21 protein-coding genes are annotated in these 19815 nt (G+C 71.5%); 14 read left to right on the top strand and 7 right to left on the bottom strand.

The genetic code is table 11. The features are described from left to right. Nucleotides 1–53: 53 nt before the first annotated feature. Both ACWC0C_RS40645 and ACWC0C_RS40640 read left to right on the top strand, forming a co-directional pair. Complete coding sequence (locus ACWC0C_RS40645; RefSeq protein ID WP_450869598.1) at nucleotides 54–1748, top strand: FUSC family protein; 1695 nt, start codon at nucleotides 54–56, stop codon at nucleotides 1746–1748. A 425-nt stretch (nucleotides 1749–2173) separates the two neighbouring features. After that, nucleotides 2174–2695: a MarR family winged helix-turn-helix transcriptional regulator gene (locus ACWC0C_RS40640; protein ID WP_450869616.1), complete on the top strand. Its 522-nt coding sequence runs from the start codon at nucleotides 2174–2176 to the stop codon at nucleotides 2693–2695. A 75-nt stretch (nucleotides 2696–2770) separates the two neighbouring features. Here ACWC0C_RS40640 and ACWC0C_RS40635 read toward each other — a convergent pair whose 3' ends face one another. The 3 genes from ACWC0C_RS40635 to ACWC0C_RS40625 all read right to left on the bottom strand — a co-directional run bounded on the left by ACWC0C_RS40635 (nucleotide 2771) and on the right by ACWC0C_RS40625 (nucleotide 5311). Further along, nucleotides 2771–3823 carry an aldo/keto reductase gene (locus ACWC0C_RS40635; RefSeq protein WP_450869596.1) on the bottom strand — a complete coding sequence of 351 codons (1053 nt, stop codon included), beginning with the start codon at nucleotides 3821–3823 and terminating at the stop codon, nucleotides 2771–2773. Nucleotides 3824–3974: 151 nt separating this feature from the next. Then, nucleotides 3975–4739 (bottom strand): VOC family protein, encoded by a 765-nt coding sequence (locus ACWC0C_RS40630; protein ID WP_449199652.1) that lies wholly within the window; start codon nucleotides 4737–4739, stop codon nucleotides 3975–3977. A gap of 179 nt (nucleotides 4740–4918) precedes the next feature. Continuing rightward, nucleotides 4919–5311, bottom strand: coding sequence for a VOC family protein (locus tag ACWC0C_RS40625; protein ID WP_450869594.1), 393 nt, complete (start codon nucleotides 5309–5311; stop codon nucleotides 4919–4921). Between the two features lie 70 nt (nucleotides 5312–5381). Between ACWC0C_RS40625 and ACWC0C_RS40620 the strand changes: the two genes are divergently transcribed. Continuing rightward, a complete protein-coding gene (locus ACWC0C_RS40620; protein ID WP_449199654.1) occupies nucleotides 5382–5918 on the top strand; it encodes a GNAT family N-acetyltransferase in 537 nt (178 codons plus the stop codon). A gap of 37 nt (nucleotides 5919–5955) precedes the next feature. Here the strand turns inward: ACWC0C_RS40620 and ACWC0C_RS40615 are convergent, their stop codons facing one another. Next, nucleotides 5956–6639, bottom strand: coding sequence for a glycerophosphodiester phosphodiesterase (locus tag ACWC0C_RS40615; RefSeq protein WP_449199655.1), 684 nt, complete (start codon nucleotides 6637–6639; stop codon nucleotides 5956–5958). Between the two features lie 393 nt (nucleotides 6640–7032). On the opposite strand from ACWC0C_RS40615, the gene ACWC0C_RS40610 reads away from it, so the two are divergent. From ACWC0C_RS40610 to ACWC0C_RS40590, 5 genes are all read left to right on the top strand, one after another. Beyond that, the gene (locus ACWC0C_RS40610) at nucleotides 7033–8430 is read left to right on the top strand and encodes a DUF6421 family protein (RefSeq protein ID WP_450869591.1); all 1398 of its coding nucleotides are present in this window, start codon (nucleotides 7033–7035) and stop codon (nucleotides 8428–8430) included. After that, nucleotides 8427–9218: an SDR family NAD(P)-dependent oxidoreductase gene (locus ACWC0C_RS40605; protein ID WP_450869589.1), complete on the top strand. Its 792-nt coding sequence runs from the start codon at nucleotides 8427–8429 to the stop codon at nucleotides 9216–9218. The genes ACWC0C_RS40610 and ACWC0C_RS40605 overlap by 4 nt, the downstream gene beginning before the upstream one ends. Further along, nucleotides 9215–10285, top strand: a complete 1071-nt coding sequence (locus ACWC0C_RS40600) for a threonine aldolase family protein (protein ID WP_450869587.1) — start codon at nucleotides 9215–9217, stop codon at nucleotides 10283–10285. Before ACWC0C_RS40605 ends, ACWC0C_RS40600 begins: the two co-directional genes overlap by 4 nt. A gap of 78 nt (nucleotides 10286–10363) precedes the next feature. Continuing rightward, a complete protein-coding gene (locus ACWC0C_RS40595) occupies nucleotides 10364–10954 on the top strand; it encodes a transglutaminase domain-containing protein (RefSeq protein ID WP_450869586.1) in 591 nt (196 codons plus the stop codon). Between the two features lie 329 nt (nucleotides 10955–11283). Then, a complete protein-coding gene (locus ACWC0C_RS40590) occupies nucleotides 11284–12486 on the top strand; it encodes a hypothetical protein (RefSeq protein ID WP_450869584.1) in 1203 nt (400 codons plus the stop codon). Between the two features lie 21 nt (nucleotides 12487–12507). Here ACWC0C_RS40590 and ACWC0C_RS40585 read toward each other — a convergent pair whose 3' ends face one another. The 3 genes from ACWC0C_RS40585 to ACWC0C_RS40575 all read right to left on the bottom strand — a co-directional run bounded on the left by ACWC0C_RS40585 (nucleotide 12508) and on the right by ACWC0C_RS40575 (nucleotide 15042). Further along, nucleotides 12508–13491: a hypothetical protein gene (locus tag ACWC0C_RS40585; RefSeq protein ID WP_450869583.1), complete on the bottom strand. Its 984-nt coding sequence runs from the start codon at nucleotides 13489–13491 to the stop codon at nucleotides 12508–12510. A gap of 221 nt (nucleotides 13492–13712) precedes the next feature. After that, a complete protein-coding gene (locus ACWC0C_RS40580; RefSeq protein WP_449199662.1) occupies nucleotides 13713–14438 on the bottom strand; it encodes a lysophospholipid acyltransferase family protein in 726 nt (241 codons plus the stop codon). A 187-nt stretch (nucleotides 14439–14625) separates the two neighbouring features. Continuing rightward, on the bottom strand, nucleotides 14626–15042 hold the full coding sequence (locus tag ACWC0C_RS40575; protein ID WP_449199663.1) for a DUF4395 domain-containing protein: 417 nt from the start codon (nucleotides 15040–15042) through the stop codon (nucleotides 14626–14628). 75 nt (nucleotides 15043–15117) lie between these two features. Between ACWC0C_RS40575 and ACWC0C_RS40570 the strand changes: the two genes are divergently transcribed. From ACWC0C_RS40570 to ACWC0C_RS40545, 6 genes are all read left to right on the top strand, one after another. Continuing rightward, a complete protein-coding gene (locus tag ACWC0C_RS40570) occupies nucleotides 15118–15531 on the top strand; it encodes a thioredoxin family protein (RefSeq protein ID WP_450869615.1) in 414 nt (137 codons plus the stop codon). 83 nt (nucleotides 15532–15614) lie between these two features. Continuing rightward, nucleotides 15615–15695 carry a putative leader peptide gene (locus tag ACWC0C_RS40565; protein WP_362615633.1) on the top strand — a complete coding sequence of 27 codons (81 nt, stop codon included), beginning with the start codon at nucleotides 15615–15617 and terminating at the stop codon, nucleotides 15693–15695. A gap of 48 nt (nucleotides 15696–15743) precedes the next feature. Then, nucleotides 15744–16253: a flavin reductase family protein gene (locus ACWC0C_RS40560; RefSeq protein ID WP_449199664.1), complete on the top strand. Its 510-nt coding sequence runs from the start codon at nucleotides 15744–15746 to the stop codon at nucleotides 16251–16253. 228 nt (nucleotides 16254–16481) lie between these two features. After that, on the top strand, nucleotides 16482–17267 hold the full coding sequence (locus ACWC0C_RS40555; RefSeq protein ID WP_450869581.1) for an electron transfer flavoprotein subunit beta/FixA family protein: 786 nt from the start codon (nucleotides 16482–16484) through the stop codon (nucleotides 17265–17267). 53 nt (nucleotides 17268–17320) lie between these two features. Further along, entirely contained in the window at nucleotides 17321–18283 is a 963-nt protein-coding gene (locus tag ACWC0C_RS40550) for an electron transfer flavoprotein subunit alpha/FixB family protein (protein WP_450869579.1), read from the top strand. Nucleotides 18284–18466: 183 nt separating this feature from the next. Further along, nucleotides 18467–19765 (top strand): DUF6986 family protein, encoded by a 1299-nt coding sequence (locus ACWC0C_RS40545; protein ID WP_450869577.1) that lies wholly within the window; start codon nucleotides 18467–18469, stop codon nucleotides 19763–19765. Nucleotides 19766–19815 lie beyond the last annotated feature (50 nt).

Genomic DNA, 19815 nt, shown 5'->3' with positions numbered 1-19815 from the left:
CGAGGCGCGAAGCCTTGGAAGTTTACGAGTAAAACACATGCTAAATTGATGGTATGAGCAGTGCGACCCCCCACCGACTTCCCCTCGCCGGAATGCTCCGGCTCGGACGGCCCTCCGACATCTGGTTCAAGCCCGCGCTGAGCGTGGTCGCCGCGGTCGCCCCGCCCAACCTGCTCCTGCTGGCGCTCGGCCGCCTCGACCTCGCGATGTACACGATGGCCGGATCGCTGTGCGCGCTCTACGGCCACAACCGGCCCTACGCCGCCCGCGCCCGCCTCCTGGCCCGGGTGGTCGTCGGCATGGTCGGCGGCCTCGCCCTCGCTCTGCTCGCCGCGTCGCTCACGAACGATGCCGTCGTCCTCGTCACCGTCGGCGCCGTCATGGCCGCCGTCCAGAAGACCGTCTCCGACGCCACCCGGCTCGGACCGCCCGCGAACGTGGTCCCGACCTTCATCAGCTCCGCCTCGCTGTTCGTGCCGCAGACCCTCGGCCAGGTGCCGGGACACGTCGGTCTTGCCCTGGCGGCCGGCGTCTGGGCCTGGCTGGTCGGCATGGCGCCCGGACTGCTCCGCCCGTACGGCCCCGAGCGCCGTGCCACCGCCCAGGCGCTGAACGCGGCCGCCGGATACGCCGGCGCCCGCGGCACCGCCGACGGCCACGCCAGGGCCCGTACCGCTGCCGCCGCCGCGATCCACGCCGCCTGGCAGACCCTGCTCGCCGCCGGCGCCCGCCCCGACCGTACCCGGCGCGCCTTGGAACGGCTCCTGGTCCGTGCCGAGGTCGCCCTCGCCGCCCCCGGCGACACCGACCCCGTACGGCTGCGCACCTGGGCCCGTGAACTGCGCGGCACCGGCCGGATCCCGCGCGTCGGGCAAGCGCGCGAAGCCGCCGACGAACTCCTCGGCGTGGACACCGAACTCGCCCTGCCGCCACGTCCGTTGCGCCACCGCCTGGCCCCCCTGGCCCCGATCGCCGCGCGCACCGCGATCGGCTGCGCCCTGGCCGGCTACGCCTCCCTCGCGCTCGGGGTCGGCCGCCCCTACTGGGCGCTGGTCACCGCGGCCTCCCTCTACCAGGCCAACGTCACCCTCACCTGGAGCCGGGGCATCCAGCGTGTCGTCGGCAACGTCGTCGGCGTCCTCGTCTTCGCCGCCGTCGTCCCGCTCGCCCATCTCCACCCGGCCGCGCTGGTGCTGTGCTGCCTCGCCTTCAACTTCGGCGCCGAGGCGCTCATCGCGCGCAACTATTGGCTCGGCAGCGTCTGCGTGACCCCGATGGCCCTGCTCATCACCGAGTTCGCCCGTGCCCAGAACCCGGCCGCGCTGATCACCGAGCGGCTCGTGGACACCCTCGTCGGCGCCCTGGTCGGCTTCGTCGCGGCCGTCGCCGTCACCAACCGGCGCGCGGGCGACCGTCTCGAACACGCGCTGACCGCCACGGAGCGCGCCCGCGAGAACGCCGCCCGGCTGCTCGCCGAGCCGCACCCGGCCCCTCGTGCCCTGGAGTCCACCCGCCGTTCCCTCGCCGCGGCCCTCGTCGACCTGCGCGCCACGGCCGACGCCGCCTCCGGCGAGTGGTGGCAGCGCGCCCTGCCCGAGGAGCGGGTCGTGCAGGCCGAACGGTCCGGACACCGTACGCTCGCGGCGACGGTACGACGCCAGGGTCTCGTACCGCAGAACCAGAACCAGAACCAGAGCAAGCATCTGGGCGAGGACCCGGGCAGGACGACGGAGGACACACGGCGATGACGGCGACGAACGGCGGACGCCCACCGGTGGACGACACGGCCGACGGGGGACCGGCGGCCGAGCCCGGCCCCACCGCCGCGCGCCCCGGCGCCGACAAGCCCAAGGCCGGCAAGCGAACCGAGCCCCGCACGGAAACCGGCGCCCGAGCGGACGTCAGTTCCGGCAGACCGGCGACAGGCAACGACCCCAACGGGGGCATTGGCCGCGGTGCAGGCACCGGCAGCGACGGAGATGCCGCCCCGGTCGCACGCACCGGCCCTGGCTCGGACACCGGCCCTGGCTCGGACACCGGCAGTGCCCCGGACGCCGACCGCGGCACGGGCGTCCGCCCCGGCCGGGGCACCGGCCCTGGCGCAGACGTCGGCAACGCCGCAGATGCCTCCCCGGGCGAGGACACCGGCAGCGCCGCACACCCCACCCCCGAAATGGGCCCCGGCCCCGCGCGCCGGGACACCGTCGCCGCCGTCGTCCGGCAGTGGCGGGCCGTGCACCCCGAGCTGGACACCGGGCCCATGGAGGTCATCGGCCGGATCAACCGTTGCGCGGCTCTCCTCCAGCAGGCCGAGGACGCCCCGCTGCGGCGGGCCGGGCTCAGCAGGCCCGAGTTCGACCTGCTGGGCGCGCTGCGCCGTACGGGCCATGAGCTGACCCCGGGGGAGCTGGCCCGGGAGACCTTCTCCTCGGGGGCAGCGGTCACCAAGCGGCTCAAGCAGCTGACCGAACGCGGACTGGTCGAGCGGCGCGGCGACACCCGTGACCGCCGCGTCGCCCACCTCCGTCTCACCGACACCGGCCGCGACCTGGTGGACGGCATCCTCCCGGAGCAACTCGCCTATGAAACAGCCGTGTTGTCGGTGCTGGCCCCGGAGGGTCAGGACGAACTCGCGGGCCTGCTCGCCGAGTTGCTGAGCCGCTTGGAAGGCCGCATGGGTGCGCTGCGGGCCTAGGACGCCTTCTAGGCGGCCGCCGATGCCAGGCGGCTCTCACGTCCCCGTCCAGGGATACAGCTGACGCGACCGGCGTCAGAGCACGTCGTGGACCGTACGGCGGTACGTGGAACGGCGGTCGTCGATGTCGGCCCAGCGGTCGCCGTAGACGTTCCGTGTGATGGGCGGCTCCCGCAGGAAGTCGTGCGGGAAGCCGAGCGGCACCGCGCTCACCTCGTCCAGCCGCTTCAGCGCGTCCGCGTCCAGCCGGACCTCGGTGCTCGCGAGGTTGTCGGCCAGCTGCTCCGGCTTCGTGGCGGAGATGAGCGGTACGACGTTCCCGGGGCGCCCCAGCAGCCACGCCAGGGCCACCTGTGCCGGGCTCCAGCCGCCCTGCTCGGCGACCTCCAGGACGGCGCCGATCACCTCCTCCTCCCGGGCCGTCGGCTCGTCACCCACGACGTCGAGCCGTCCCGTCTCCCCGCGCCGGTACTTCCCGGTGAGCTTGCCCCTCGCCAGCGGCTCCCAGGCGAACACGGCGAGGTCGAACGCTCGTGCCTGCGGGAGCAGTTCGCGCTCCGGAGTGCGTTCCAGCAGGCTGTAGCGCAGCTGCGAGCCCGCGAAATGCGTCCAACCCCTGAGTTCCGCAAGGGTGTTGGCCTGCGCGATCTCCCAGGCAGGCCAGTCCGAGACGCCCACGTACAGCACCTTCCCGGAGCGCACGACGTCGTCCAGGGCGCGCATCACCTCCTCGACCGGGGTGAAGTTGTCGCGGGCGTGCACCCACAGCACGTCCAGCCGGTCCGTGCGCAGCCGGCGCAGGCTCTCCTCGACCGACTGCACGAGGTTCTTGCGGTGGTTGCCCGCGGAGTTGGGGTCCCCGTCGCGGGTACCGCAGGTGTACTTGCTGGCCAGGACGAAGTGGTCCCGGCGTCCGGCGAGCAGTTCGCCGAGGATCCGCTCCGAGCTGCCGTCGGTGTAGTTGTTGGCGGTGTCGATGAAGTTGCCGCCGGCGTCGGCGTAGGCGTCGACGATCCGCGCGCAGGTGTCCTTGCCGGCACCCCACCCCCAGTCCTCGCCGAAGGTCATCGTGCCGAGCGCGAGCTCGCTGACGCGCAGACCGGTCCGTCCGAACAGCGTGTGACGCACGTGTGCTCCCTTTCCGAGCTTCCCGGGATGCCCAGGTCTTCCGGGCTACGGGTGGTGCCCGCGACGCTAGGAGTTGAAGCGTGCACGAAGGCAAGCGGGCGAGCGGGGCGAGCGGGGTAACGGGGGGAGAGAGCGGGGCAGGCGAAGTGTCTCAGCCCTCCTCGCCCGCCTGGTGTACCCCGAACGCCGCGCCCTGCGGATCCCGGAGCACCGCGATGCGCGGGCCGTCCGGCACCGACACGGGAGCCAGGAGGACGGCACCGCCCGCCCCCGCCGCGACCTCGGCCGTCGCGTCCACGTCGGCCACCGCGAAGTACGGCAGCCAGTGCGGCGGCACCTCGGGCGGGAAACGGTCGCCCATGTCGGCCATGCCGCCGAAGTCGTCGCCGTCGATGCCCCACTGCGTGTACCAGCCGGAGGCGTTGACGCTCCACCCGAACACCGTGGTGTAGAAGTCCTGGGCCCGCTCGGTGTCCCGGGTCGCCAGCTCCACCCAGCCGAGCGTGCCGGGCGCGTTGAACAGCCCGGCGCCCGGGAACGACCGCGCCTGCCACAGCTGGAACGCCGCTCCCGTCGGGTCGAGGGCCACCGCGAACCGGCCCACGTCGAACACGTCCATCGGGCCGAGGACCACCGTCCCGCCGGCCTCCTCCACGCTCCGTACCGCCGTGTCCGCGTTCGTCACCGCGAAGGAGACGTTCCACGCCACAGGCTGGGACTCCTGGTACAGCGGGGTGAGCGCGGCGACGGCCGCGTCCCCCAGGTGCGCCACCGTGTACCCGCCCGCCTCGGGCCGTGGATCGGTCTCCGGCCGCCAGCCGAACAACTCGGTGTAGAACCGCTTGGCCCCCTCCAGATCGCTGGTCCCGAGCTCGGTCCAGCACGGTCCGCCGATCACCGGCTTGTCGAACTTCATGGGGGATTCCTTCCGGCCGGGTGGACTGCCGTACGGCACAGAGATCTCTCCCGCACGCTAACCCCGCCCCCCTGCCCCGGCCATCCGGGGCGGTCCCGGAGCCCGGAAATCACCGAGTACGACGGCCACGACCAGGAGGACGCCCGGCTGCGCGGCGGCGGCAGCGGCACCCACGCGGACTAGATCCCCGGCCGGTACCGCATCGGATGGTCATCCGGGACCTCCACCAGCGCGATGCGGGTGCCGTCCGGGTCGGTGATCCACATCTCGACCAGGCCCCATGGCTCCTTCACCGGCGGCCGGGCGATGGCGACGCCCTTCGCCCGCAGCTCCTCGTGCGCGGCCGTCACGTCGTCGACCTGCAGCCACAGCCGGACCGCGGGAGACGGCGACGTCTGCGACCTCCCGGACACCTCCAGGAAGCCGCCGCCGAGGAAGTAGACCGTCCCGCGTTCGGGCCCCGCGCCGAACTCGCGGTAGACGGACAGTCCCAGCTGCTCGCCGTAGAAGGCCCGGGAGCGCTCGGGGTCGGTGGGGGTGAGCAGCGTTCGGCTGCTGAGTACGTGCACCATGCAGGCGGAGCCTAATGGCAGGGTTACCCTCGACCCTGGGTGAGCCACGCCCGAGATCGGAGACCGCCCCATGGAAGCGCGCACCACCGGACCCACCTTCCGCGACGCCACCGACGCGGACGTCGACGCGCTGGTCGCGCTGATCGAGTCGGCCTACCGCGGGGACTCCAGCCGGGCCGGGTGGACCACCGAGGCGGACATCCTGGAGGGCCCGCGGACGGACCCCGACGGCGTGCTGGACGTGATCAAGTCGCCCGACAGCAAGCTGCTGACGGTGGAGCAGGACGGCCGGATCGTTGCCTGCTGCCAGCTCGAACACCGCGGCGACCACGCCTACTTCGGTATGTTCGCGGTCAGCCCCACGCTGCAGGGCGCGGGCCTGGGCAAGACGGTCATGGCGGAGGCCGAGCGCCAGGCCCGCGAGGCCTGGGGAGCCACCGAGATGCACATGACGGTGATCTCCGTACGGGACGACCTGATCGCCTGGTACGAGCGGCGCGGCTACCGCCGTACGGGAAAGATGTCGCCCTTCCCGTACGGCCAGGAGCGCTTCGGCATCCCGCAGCGCGACGACCTGCAGTTCGAACTGCTGATCAAGAAGTTCTGATCGTTTCGGTCTGCCACCTGCGCCGTGAAGCGCCCGGTTACGCCGTGAAGCGCGCCGTGCGCTTGATCTCCGGGAAGTCGGTCGTCGCGCCGTCCAACTCCAGCGCGCGTACCAGCCGCAGATGATCCTGGGTGTTGACGACCCAGCCGATGATCCGCAGCCCGGACTTGCGTGCGTGCTCGACCACCTCCAGGGTGAGCCGGCGGATGTTGAGGCAGACCGTGGCCGCGCCGACGGCGACCGCGCGCTCCACCACGTCCGTGCCGTAGCGGCCGGCGATCAGCGCCGTGCGCACGCCCGGCACCAGCCGGGCGATCTCGGCGACCGCCTCGTCGTGGAACGAGGACACCTCCACGCGACCGACCAGGTCGCGCTCGTGCATCACCGCCGCGAGCGCCCGGGCTGCCGCCACATCCTTGATCTCGGCCTGGAGCGGCGTGTGCACAGCGTCCAGGACCTCCTCGAACACCGGCACCCGCTCGCCGCGGCCCGCGTCCAGGGCGCGCAGCTCGGCCAGGGTCTTGTCGGCGATCGGCCCGGTGCCGTCGGTCGTACGGTCCACCTCGGCGTCGTGCATGACGACCAGGGCGCCGTCCTTGCTCAGATGCAGATCGAGTTCGATCAGGTCGAAGCCGGCGTCCCGCGCGGCGACGAAGGAACGAAGGGTGTTCTCGGGCTCGACACCCATGACCCCGCGGTGACCGATGGTAAGAAAGTTCAAGGTTCGACTCGCTTCCGTCGACGGCGGCTCGGCACGCGCGGGACGGACGGACGCCGTCGTCCGCGCGGGAGAGTCGCAGCCTAATGGCCGGGCCCCGCGATGAACCCGCACGTGCATGAGGCATTAGGGGCGCGTGGCAGCTGTCAGCTGGCCGATATCCGCCCCCACCGTCACCCTCTCGTGGGCGAGTCCCGCGTGCCTTGACCGACCGGATCGCTACGGCGCGGGGATCAGGGGTACCCGACGGAAGTGAGCGCCGTCACGGTTTACGGCAGGAAAAATGTCCGTGACCAAGGTGCTGGACAGAAAATTTTCCCGAGCTGCCTCTTGCTGGCGGAAACCGGGTATGCATACGGTGTCCGCGACGCGAGGTTCTCCCGTGGAGGATGGGACATGACGGAAATTCTTGTGCAGGCGGCTACCGAAGGACAGGTTCCTTCGTCGAACAGGGTGATCGAGCACCCGGCCTGGCCCGTGCTCAAGGATGCCGTGGAGCAGATCCGGCCATGGCAGTCGAAGGACGGATCGATCGACTTCGAGGCCGAGGGCGCCCCCGCGAAGGCGGACGCCGAGACCGCCGTACGGCGTGTCGTCGACGCGGTCGAGCAGCTGTCCCCGCTGCTCCCGCACGACGAGGCCTACCACCAGGCCATGGTGAAGGACCTGCACCGCTGGGCCGACGGCGGCTTCCAGGTGCCGGACTTCCTGGACTCCCTGCTGGCCTTCCAGCCCGCCGCGAACCGTGCGGACGGCCTCCAGCACCTGGTCGTCTTCCCGATGTACACGCAGAACGGCAACCTGGACCGCAACCTGGAGGCGGTCGTCCTGCGCATGGTCTGGCCCGACTGGCTGGCCGAGCTGGAGCGCACCCGCTACGACAACCCGCTGTTCTGTGGCATCACGTTCGAGGACTTCACCTCCGGCTACGACACGAACTCGGCAGTGCTCTTCCCGGAGACCATCGCCGTACGCGAAGCGCCGGAACGTTTCTCTTGGGGCGGGATCTTCTGCGACCGCGAGGCCGCACGCTTCCGCCGGGTCACCGACGCGGCCGTCGACATCCTGGGCCTCGAACTCCCCGAGGACATCGCCGCGATGGTCCACGACCAGAAGCGCTGCGAAGAGGCCTTCGTGCTGTGGGACATGGTCCACGACCGCACCCACAGCCACGGCGACCTGCCGTTCGACCCGTTCATGATCAAGCAGCGCCAGCCGTTCTGGATGTACGGCCTGGAGGAGCTGCGCTGCGACCTCACTGCCTTCAAGGAGGCCGTGAAGCTCCAGGCGGACGGCGTCCCGCAGGCCCGTGACGTGCAGTACGCGGTGCTCTTCGACCGGATGTTCCGCTTCCCGGTCACCGGTGACCGGGTGCGCAACTACGACGGCGTCGGCGGCCAGCTGCTCTTCGCCTACCTGCACAAGCACGACGTCATCCGCTGGACCGACAACAAGCTCTCCATCGACTGGGAGCGCGCCCCGCAGGTCACCAACCAGCTGTGCGCCGAGATCGAGAAGCTGTACAAGGACGGCATCGACCGGCCCAAGCTCGTGCACTGGTTCGCCGGCTACGAGCTGGTCTCCACCTACCTCGCCCCGCACCCGGGCTCGAAGTGGGCCAAGGGCCCGGACGCCCTGGACCTGACCCAGCCGCCGCGCAAGCTCGTGGACGACGTGCTTCCGGACGAGTTTCCGCTGAGCATGTTCTACGAGGCCCTGTCCAAGAAGCTGAAGACTGTGATCGCCTCCACCAAGGGCATCACGGCGGACAGCGCCGAGCCGGTCGCCGCGTGAGCGACCGCGTCCAGAACACTGTTCAAGAGGGGAAGAACGTGGGGAACAACGGGTCTCTCAGCGGTGCGGTGATCGCGGTGGCCGGTGCGGGCGGACCGGCCGGACACGCGACACTGGTCCGGCTCGCCGAGGCCGGCGCGGTCGTCGTCGGCGCCGACAACAACCCCGAGCGCCTGGCGGAGTCCGTGGACGCCGCTCGCTATGCGCGTGGCGGTGCCACGGTCACCGGGGAGACGGTCGACCTGCTCGACCTGGAGAACACCCGGGCCTGGGCCGACCGCATCGAGAAGGACCACGGCCGGATCGACGGCCTGGTCCACCTGGTCGGCGGATGGCGCGGCAGCGCGAACTTCGCCGAGACCGATCTCTCCGACTGGGATCTGCTGGAGAAGCTGCTGATCCGCACCGTCCAGCACACCTCCCTCGCCTTCTTCGACGCCCTGCAGCGCAGCGACCGCGGCCGCTACCTGCTGATCAGCGCCGCCGGCGCGTCGAAGCCCACGGCGGGCAACGCGGCGTACGCCGCGTCCAAGGCCGCCGCGGAGGCGTGGACGCTGGCCATGGCGGACGGCTTCCGCAAGGCCGGGGGCGAGGAGGGTCCGCGTGCGGCTGCTGCCATCCTGGTGGTGAAGGCGCTGGTGCACGACGCGATGCGCGCCGAACGCCCCAACGCGAAGTTCGCGGGCTTCACGGACGTCAAGGACCTCGCCGAGGCCATCGAGGGCGTCTGGAGCAAGTCCGCCGGTGAAGTGAACGGAAACCGTCTGTGGCTGACCGAGAAGCCGTGAACCCTCCCAAGACCGACGCGCGTCGCCATCACGACCCGCAGGTCCGCGGTTTCGCCAGTGACAACTACGCCGGAGCCCACCCGGAGGTGCTGGCCGCCCTGGCCCTGGCCAACGGCGGCCACCAGGTGGCGTACGGCGAGGACGAGTACACCGAGAACCTCCAGGGGATCATCCGCAGCCACTTCGGGGCCACCGCGGAGGCCTTCCCGGTCTTCAACGGCACCGGCGCGAACGTCGTCGCGCTCCAGGCGGTCACCGACCGCTGGGGCGCGGTGATCTGCGCCGAGAGCGCGCACATCAACGTCGACGAGGGCGGCGCGCCCGAGCGGATGGGCGGCCTGAAGCTGCTCACCGTGCCCACGCCCGACGGCAAGCTCACGCCGGAGCTGATCGACCGGCAGGCCTGGGGCTGGGAGGACGAGCACCGCGCGATGCCGCAGGTCGTCTCGATCACCCAGAGCACGGAGCTGGGCACCCTCTACACGCCGGACGAGATCCGCGCGATCTGCGAGCACGCCCACGCCCGGGGCATGAAGGTGCACCTGGACGGCTCCCGGATAGCCAACGCGGCCGCCTCCCTGAACGTGCCCATGCGGACGTTCACCAACGCGGTCGGCGTCGACATCCTCTCGCTGGGCGGGACCAAGAACGGCGCCGTCTTCGGCGAGGCGGTCGTGGTCATCAACCAGGACGCGGTGCGGCAGATGAAGCACCTGCGGAAGATGTCGATGCAGCTGGCCTCCAAGATGCGCTTCGTGTCGGTGCAGCTGGAGGCGCTGCTGGCGAAGGACCTGTGGCTGCGCAACGCCCGGCACGCCAACGAGATGGCCCAGCGGCTCGCCGAGGGCGTGCGCGCGGTGCACGGCGTGGAGATCCTCTACCCGGTGCAGGCCAACGGCGTCTTCGCCAAGCTCCCGCACGACGTGAGCGAGCGCCTGCAGAAGCGGTTCCGGTTCTACTTCTGGGACGAGGGCGCCGGAGTGGTGCGCTGGATGTGCTCCTTCGACACCACGGAGGACGACGTCGACACCTTCGTCGCCGCGCTCAAGGAGGAGATGGCGCGCTAGTCCCCAGCTATGCATAGGTATGCGATCACTCGAAAAGTCATTGACTGTCGAGTGATCGCATTCCTATGCTCTGCGGGCATGGAGCTGATCCAGAACATCGCCGATCTGTCCGCATACTTGGCTGCGGACGAGGTCATCGACCATCACCATCCGGTGGTCCGGAAGACGGCCGCCCAGCTGGCCGCAGGGGCGGCCGACTCGTATGCCTATGCGCGGGCCGCCTACGAATTCGTGCGCGACACCATCCCGCACTCCGCCGACGCCGACGACCACCGCGTCACCTGGCGCGCCTCCGACGTGCTGGCCCTGCGCACCGGCATCTGCTACGCCAAGGCCCACGCGCTGGCCGCCCTGCTGCGGGCCGAGGACATCCCGACGGCCCTGTGCTACCAGCGTCTGACCGACGACGAGGGCGGCCATGCCGTACACGGTCTGGTCGCCGTCCGCTTCCACGGCGCCTGGCACCGGCAGGACCCGCGGGGGAACATTCCCGGCGTGGACGCCCGGTTCTCCCTGGACGGCGAGCGGCTGGCCTGGATCCCCGACCCAGCGGCCGGTGAGCAGGACTATCCGGTCCTGTATGCCGAACCCCACCCGGCCGTCCTCGACGCCCTGAAAACGGCCCCCGACCGACCGCACCTGTGGAAGAACCTCCCCGACGCACTCTGACGCCGGGCGGCACCCCGCCCGGCAACGCCTCGATCGCACTCGCTAACCTCCCGGCCATGAGCAACGGGGGAGCAGCAGGGGAAGACGACATCACCGGCGCGCAGAAGACGCCGGGGCCGGCGCCGTCCGTCCCGGAGGGCGAAGCCGAGGGTGACAGCTGTGGCGGGGGGCGGACGCCCGCCGGCGGGGGCCCGGAGTCCGCCGAGCGAGGGCAAGGTTCTGCCGGGTCGGGGCGGGATGAGTCTGGGCGGGGTGGGGCTCCCGTCGGCCCGGACGCGGATGCGGTCGGCCGGGGTCCGGAGCCCGCCGGGCGGGACCGTGATTCCGCCGTGGGGGAGCAGACCTCCGCCGGGCCGGAGGAGGCAGCGGCCGACGGTTCGGCGGATGCCGTCGGGTCCGGTGGCCGGTTCGCCCGGCTGCGCAAGCGCAGGGTGCTCGCCTCGACCGTGGCACTGGCCGTCGTCGCGGGGGGTGCCGCCGTGCCGCTCGCGCTCGGCGTCTGGGATCCGTCCTGCAAGGAACTTCCCGCCGCCACACGTGAGTTGGCGAAGAACCCGGTGTCGGCGACCCGCGCCCTCGACCCCCGGGACGACATGTCGCGCTACGACGCCGTGCGCGCGCTCCTGCCGTCCGGCACCCTGTGCGGCGACGGCGGCCGGGTGCTCGGCCAGGTGATGGAGGCCGCCACCGGCGCCTCGGCCCCCGGCAAGCCGCACACCACCGCCCAGTCCCGCGTGGTCTACGCCGTCAGCGCGATCTATCACGAGGCCGAGGTGCCGCCCGGTGCGGAGCCGGGCCTGGCCCGGGTGCTCGCCGGCTATGTCGCCGACACCACTGCCTTCACCCTCGACGATCCCGATGCCGCCACCCCGGCGGCCTCCGGCGCACAGGCCGCGCCCGACCAGGCCGGCTGGTCCCGCTTCGGCCGCTTTCTCGCACCCGGCGAGGCGCACCCCGAGTTCGGCTTCGACTACACCGGCACACTGACGGCCGAACCCGGACGGCTCTTCGCGGAACTGGCCAGGAACCCGGAGGCGTTCGCGATCCTGTACGACGCCGAGCGCGCCTACCTCGCCCACTACCTGGAGCGGCTCACCGCCCAGGGCACGGACCCCGGCTACCGGCGGGAGAAGGAGCCGGGGGAGGAGAAGACGCGCCCCACGCTCGGCCCCGACAACGACCTCAAGGACATCGCGCGCCGCATCGGCACCCTGATGTACGCCCGAGCGAAAGGCGCCCGCGACGGCGACATCACCGATCTCGGCTCCTTCGACGCCTCGGCACGCCGGCACACCCGCGGCGCCTACCAGGCAGCGCCACGGCAGGTGAGCAGCCGCCCCTCGATGGGGAGCATCGCGCTCCGCCCGGTGAGCGGGCCCGCGCAGGACGATCTCATGGACGCGCGCCGTCAGTTGTTCCTGACGGTGGACGCCTGGGCCAAGGCCCGGAAGGTACCGTCCGAGCGGGCCTCGGCCATCCGGCAGCTCCTGGACGACTCGTACCTGGGCGCGTACCGGTACGGCCCCACGTGAGGGCGCCCACATCGGAACGCGTCAGCCGGTCACCCGCAGCCCCGTACAACCGCGCCGCTCGACCTGGTCCTCGGCGAAGGCCTTCAGCAGCCTGCGCCGCTCCGCCGTACCGACTCCCGGGATCTTCTGCGAGCCGGTGACCGCGAAGTTGGCCGCCTCGCCGTCGCAGCGCGCGGTCGCCGTCAGGCCGCTGCGTACCCCGTCGGACGTGACCAACCGGTTGCTCCAGTCGCCGTACCAGGCGGCGAAGTCCAGATACGTCGAGTCCGTCGAGGTTTTCCGGTACAGGTCACAACGCCCGGCGGGAGCCGTGTCGTTCATCAGCGGCTCGACCTGCCACTCGGCGGCGTGCGGGATCCGCGCGCCGGCCACCCACCCGCAGGCGGTGCCCTCCACCTCGGTGACGGGGACCGCGCGCCAGGCCCTGTCGGGATCCGGTGGCGCGGCATCGTCCTTCGGCACGGCCAGCGGCTCGGCGCCGCAACCAAGGTGCCGGGAGGCGGAGTTGACGAGGGGGATGACCGTCTCGTACGCGGCGTGGCTCGTGCGTGCGGTGGCGTACCCGAGGTGCGTCCTCACCAGCATCCTGCGCGGTCTGCCCGCCGTGTCCTTGCCCAGGTCCGGGCAGCGCAGCAGGAACTGAAGGTCGCCGAACTGGTCGACGAATCCCGGCAGGCCCTGCGGCATGGGGTGGATGCGCGGGAAGCCCGCCTGCGGGAAGTCGAAGAGAAACTCGCCGTCCTGGTCGTCCCGCCCGGTGTAGGCGGTCATCTCCACCACCGTCGTGGCGTCGCCATGGCCCTCGAAGGACAGGCTGCAGCCATAGTCACCGAGCCGCGGATGCGCGGACGCCTCGGCCTTCGTGAAGTGGCCGCCGCCGTCCGCGAGTCGACGCACCGGCCCGGAGGGGAGCGCGCCGTCGCAGGCGGTACGCACCAGCCACCAGTCCTTCACATACGGCGCGGCGATCCAGCCGGTCAGAGCCAGCACGGCCGCAGCCGTCAACGTCACCTTCCACCAGCGCCGCATCGTCGAGCCCCCGTACAGCGGTCGGCACACGAGAGCCCGCAGGCTCTCCCGTCACGATCGCGAACCCTATCGGCCGGACCGCCGCCGCATGATGCCGGGTGCGAGTACTTAGGGGCGCGGGGAACTGCGCGACCAGCCCCCACCGCCCCGCAGCCGAAGGAACTGCTGAGGGCGCCCCCGGCTAACGCGCCGCGGGCTTACGCCTCGGCTGCCCGCAGCTGCTCCACCGTGGGTGCCGTGCCGCCCAGGTGGGCGGGCAGCCACCAGGAGTCCTCGGCGCCCCTGGGGCGGCCGGGGTAGGCGCGCTGCGCGGCCTCCAGCAACTCCTGGACGCGCTCGCGCAGCCGGCGGGTGATGGCGCCCGCGTACTGGTCGCGGGGTGCCTCGACCGCCTCGCCGACCCGGATGGTGACGGGCAGGTGGCTGCGCTTGAAGTTGCGGGGCTGGCCCTTCGTCCACAGCCGCTGGGTGCCCCACACCGCCATCGGGATCAGCGGGACACCGGCGTCCTGGGCGAGCCGGGCCGCACCCGACTTGAAGCTCTTCAGGGTGAACGACTGCGAGATGGTGGCCTCCGGGAAGACCCCGACGACCTCGCCGGAGCGCAGCGAGTCCAGCGCGTGCGCGTAGGCCGCCTCGCCCTGCTTGCGGTCCACCGGGATGTGCCGCATGCCGCGCATCAGCGGACCGGAGATCCGGTGGCGGAAGACCGACTCCTTCGCCATGAAGCGCACCAGGCGCTTCTGCGGCAGGGCCGCCAGGCCGTTGAAGACGAAGTCCAGGTAGCTGATGTGATTGCTCACCAGCACGGCGCCGCCCGAGCGCGGGATGTTCTCCGACCCCTGGCAGTCGATCTTCAGGTCCCAGACCTTGAACAACGTCTTGGCGAATCCGACGACGGGACGGTAGACCAGTTCTGCCATGGGCGGGACGGACCCTTTCTGCTCTGCTCGGGAAAGGGGCTCCCGGCGCGAAAGTTACGCAGCCGTAGGTTTACGGCGTCTCGCAGATCGTGCCCGAAGAACGGACGGGTAGCCAGTCCTGGTGCCCCACGGCGGCGAGATCCTCGTCACGTCGGCCTACACCCCACCTTGGATCTTTAAGTCCCCTTTACTCCGCCCGTGCCGTGGCCCTCTTCAGGAGCAGGAACATCTCGCACCCCAGGCAGTAGCCGAACGCCGCGTTCAGAAACGCGGCGGCGAGCGCGGCGCCGGTCGCGGCGAGCCCCAGCCACTGCGGTCCCACGCCGAACCCGACGAGACCGAGCCCTGCGAACAGCAGGCCCACCGCCTGTGCGAACCGCGGCGGCTCCGGTGCCTCGAACTCCTTCGGCGGCCCGAGCCGCGGTCGTACGGCCGTGCGGAACGCCCAGCCGTACGGCGAGCGCTGGACACCCGCGGCCGCGCCGAGCGCGAACGCCAGTGTCTGCCAGCCCAGTACCCAGGGGTTCTGCAGGATCAGAGCCACGGCCAGAACGGCCGTCGTCACCACGGCCGCGAAGCGCGGCCCCCTCGCGTCGATGTCCATGAACCAAGCATTCCGCAACGGAAACTTCTGCGGGAGGCGGGAATCTTTGCAGTCTGATGAATGCTGGTGCAGGTGATGACCGGACTGGTGGTGTGCGTGGCGGTGCTCGTCGTGGCGAGCGCCGCCGGAGTGCTGCACAAGCGGCGGAGCGGGAGAGTACGGGTGCGCGGGCGGGACGACGGCAAGCGGCTGGGCGCGGCCGAGCTGGGCGACGAACTCGGCGAGCGCGCCACGCTGGTCCAGTTCTCCAGTGCCTTCTGCGCGCCCTGCCGGGCCACCCGGCGCGTGCTCGGCGAGGTCGCCGCAATGGTCCCCGGTGTGGCCCACATCGAGATCGACGCCGAGGCCCACCTGGACCTCGTACGCGAACTGGAGATCCTGAAGACGCCCACCGTGCTGGTGCTCGACGCCGACGGGCGGGTGGTGCGGCGCGCCACCGGCCAGCCCCGCAAGGCCGACATCATCGCGGCACTGGGGGAGGCCGTGTGAGGGGGCTTCAGGCCGTGGTGATCGATCTCGCAGAACCCGGACCGTGCTTGACTGCGCGCGCCACCTATCGTCAGCCTGACCGTATGCCGACCGAACTCCTTCTCCACGGGCGGGTCCACGTCGACCTCGCCCGCACCGCGAGCGCCACCTGTCCGGACCGCTGAGCACCGACGGCCCAGTTCGCTCGCGACCTCCAGCAGAAGGACAACTCCATGACGGCCACGCCCGACCTCGGCACCGTTCAGCTCGCGTCTGCCGACCTGTTGCGCTCGACCTTCCGCCGGCACGCCGCCGGTGTGGCGGTGATCACCGCGCGCGGTGAGTCCGGTCCGGTCGGCTTCACCGCCACCTCCCTCACCTCCGTCTCCGCCGAGCCCCCGCTCGTCTCCTTCGGCATCGGTACGGGCGCCTCCAGCTGGCCCGCGATAGCCGAGACGGACCACGTCGGCGTCCACATACTGGGCGAGCACCAGAGCGAGCTGGCCGCCACCTTCGCCCGCAGCGGCGCCGACCGCTTTGGTGCGCCGACCGCGTGGCGCGAGGGCCCGGAAGGCGTACCGGTGCTCGACGGCGTGCTCGCCTGGCTGGTCTGCCGGATCGTCGGCCGCGTCCCGGCCGGTGATCACCGGATCGTGCTCGCCGAGGTCGTCCTGGGCGACCCCTCCGGCTCCGGCCGGCCCCTCCTCTACCACCAGGGCCGCTTCAACGGCCTGCGGGATTGATCACTCCAGAGGTTGTGCCCCCTTGCCTGCGAGCCCGTCGAGTTCCGGTTACGCTGCGTTGCGAAGGTCACAGTCCAAAGCGCTTGCTTAGCGAGCCTGGACTGGGTGTACTGACGAGTAATATTTCGGTCGGAGCGCGCGGACGCCCCGACCGGGATAGGCCGCTTGAGGCGCCTATGCTGCCTGCAAGAGGCAGCCCGGAAATGACGATGCAGTAGGAGAGCCGGCGTGAGCTTGAGGATCGTTGTCACTGTGAAGTACGTGCCCGACGCCACTGGCGACCGGCACTTCGCCGATGACCTGACCGTCGACCGCGACGACGTGGACGGTCTGCTCTCCGAACTCGACGAGTACGCGGTCGAGCAGGCGCTGCAGATCGCGGAGGACGCGGACGAGGCCGAGGTCACCGTCCTGACGGTCGGCCCCGAGGACGCCAAGGACGCGCTGCGCAAGGCCCTGTCCATGGGTGCCGACAAGGCCATCCACGTCGAGGACGACGACCTGCACGGCACCGACGCCATCGGCACCTCCCTGGTGCTGGCCAAGGCGATCGAGAAGGCCGGCTACGACCTGGTGATCTCCGGCATGGCGTCCACCGACGGCACCGGCGGTATCGTCCCGGCCCTCGTGGCCGAGCGTCTCGGCGTCCCGCAGGTCACCCTGCTCTCCGAGGTCTCGGTCGAGGACGGCACGGTCAAGGGCCGCCGCGACGGCGACGCCGCCAGCGAGCAGCTGGAGGCCTCCCTCCCGGCCGTCGTCTCCGTGACCGACCAGTCGGGCGAGGCGCGCTACCCGTCCTTCAAGGGCATCATGGCGGCCAAGAAGAAGCCGGTGCAGTCCTGGGACCTGTCCGACCTGGACATCGAGGCCGAGGAGGTCGGCCTGGAGGGCGCGTTCACCAAGGTCGACGAGGCCAACGAGCGTCCGGCCCGCACGGCCGGCACCATCGTCAAGGACGAGGGCGAGGGCGGCAAGCAGCTCGCTGAGTTCCTCGCGAGCCAGAAGTTCATCTAAGGGCTCGCCCCCGCTGACCGCCCCTCAACTTCGTTACGCAGGAGAGCAATCCCATGGCTGAAGTCCTCGTCTACGTCGACCACGTGGACGGTGCCGTCCGCAAGCCCACCCTCGAGCTGCTGACCCTGGCCCGCCGCATCGGCGAGCCCGTCGCCGTCGCACTGGGCAACGGCGCCGCCGACACCGTCGCCACCCTCGCCGAGCACGGCGCGGTGAAGGTCCTCACCCACGACGCCTCCGAGTACGCCGACTACCTGGTCGTGCCGAAGGTGGACGCCCTGCAGGCCGCCTACGAGGCCGTCTCCCCGGCCGCCGTGCTGGTCCCGTCCTCCGCCGAGGGCAAGGAGATCGCCGCCCGCCTGGCGCTGCGCATCGGCTCCGGCATCATCACCGACGCCGTCGACCTCGAGGCCGGCGACGAGGGCCCGGTGGCCACCCAGTCGGTGTTCGCCGCGTCCTTCACCACCAAGTCCCGCGTCATCAAGGGCACCCCGGTCATCACGGTCAAGCCGAACTCGGCCGCCGTGGAGGCCGCCCCGGCCGCCGGCGCGGTCGAGGCCCTGTCCGTCTCCTTCTCCGAGAAGGCGACCGGCACGAAGGTCACCGCCCGTACGCCGCGTGAGTCGACGGGCCGCCCGGAGCTGACCGAGGCCGCGATCGTGGTCTCCGGCGGCCGTGGCGTGAACGGCGCCGAGAACTTCTCGATCATCGAGGCCCTGGCCGACTCCCTCGGCGCGGCCGTCGGCGCCTCGCGTGCCGCCGTCGACGCCGGCTGGTACCCGCACACCAACCAGGTCGGCCAGACCGGTAAGAGCGTGTCGCCGCAGCTGTACATCGCCAACGGCATCTCCGGCGCCATCCAGCACCGCGCCGGTATGCAGACCTCCAAGACGATCGTGGCCGTCAACAAGGACGCCGAGGCCCCGATCTTCGAGCTGGTCGACTACGGCGTGGTCGGCGACCTCTTCGACGTCGTCCCGCAGCTGACCGAGGAGATCAAGGCCCGCAAGGGCTGAGCCCCTCCCCGGCGCTACCAGGCCCCTGTGACCGGCGCGGTCACGGGGGCCTCGGTGCATCCTGAAGACGGATCGGTGCGGGCCGACCAGGGTTCGGGCGGGTGTTGACCAGCGGGAACCACGCCGGATAACTTCATTCTACGGATTGTTGATTCCGTAGAGCGGAAAATTGGAGGGTGTGGGATGGGTCAGCAGGAGAAGGTGGCGACGAGCCTCGCGGGCGCCGTCAGCGAGGAGATCAGCGCCTCCCTCGCACCGGTCGACGCGGAGCTGGAGCGCCGCTACCCCGGGGACCCCGGCACCCGGCAGCCCGTCCACACCGTCTACGTGCCCGGTGACGCCTTCGCCGCCGACACCATCCGCTCCTGGGGCGACCAGGCCCTCGCCGCCCTCGCCGCACACGCCCCGGACGCCGCCTCCTTCGCGGCGGTCCTCGGCCTGTCCGACGAGCTCGCCGAGCCGGTCTACTCCCGTGTCCGCGCCAAGCTGGAGCGCGAACCGATCGAAGACCTGCGCGTCGACTTCGAGGACGGCTACGGCCCCCGCCCCGACGCCGAGGAGGACGAGACGGCGGCCCGCGCGGCCCGGCTGATCGCGGAGGCCTACGCCGGTGGCACGGCGGCGCCGTACATGGGCATCCGTATGAAGTGCATGGAGGCGGCGGTCCGCGACCGGGGCATCCGCACCCTCGACGTCTTCCTCACCGGCCTGATCGAGGCGGGCGGACTGCCCGAGGGCCTGGTCCTCACCCTGCCGAAGGTGACGTACCCCGAACAGGTCACCGCGTTCTCGCGCCTCCTGGAGGCCTTCGAGAAGGTGCACGGCCTGGACGCGGGCCGGCTCGGCTTCGAGATCCAGATCGAGACCAGCCAGTCCATCCTCGCCACCGACGGCACCGCCGCCGTCGCCAAAATGATCCAGGCCGCCGAGGGCCGCGCCACCGGCCTGCACTACGGCACCTTCGACTACAGCGCCTGCCTCGGCGTCTCCGCCGCCTACCAGGCCAGCGACCACCCGGCCGCCGACCACGCCAAGGCGATCATGCAGGTCGCGGCGGCGGGCACCGGCGTACGCGTCTCCGACGGCTCGACGAACGTCCTGCCCGTCGGCCCGACCGAGAAGGTCCACGACGCCTGGCGGCTGCACTACGGCCTGACCCGCCGCGCCCTGGCCCGCGCCTACTACCAGGGCTGGGACATGCACCCCGGCCACATCCCCACCCGCTACGCCGCCGTCTTCGCCTTCTACCGCGAGGGCTTCGAGCAGGCCGCCGCCCGCCTCGCCCGCTACGCCAACCGCGCCGGCGGCGACGTCATGGACGAGCCCGCCACCGCCAAGGCCCTCAGCGGCTACCTGCTGCGCGGCCTGGACTGCGGCGCCCTCGACATCGCCGAGGTCGCCCGCCTCACCGGCCTCACCCGCGCCGACCTGGAGGCCTTCGCGGCGCCCCGGCGCGGCGACCTGACGGCCTCCGCGAAGTAGCGGCAGCGGACCGGTCCGCACCCCCGGCCGGGAGCGTGGACCGGCACCGC

It is taken from the genome of Streptomyces sp. NPDC001709 (assembly GCF_053596375.1).
Note: the sequence above shows the minus strand (reverse complement) of the source record. Positions and strands in the feature narration are given on the sequence as shown.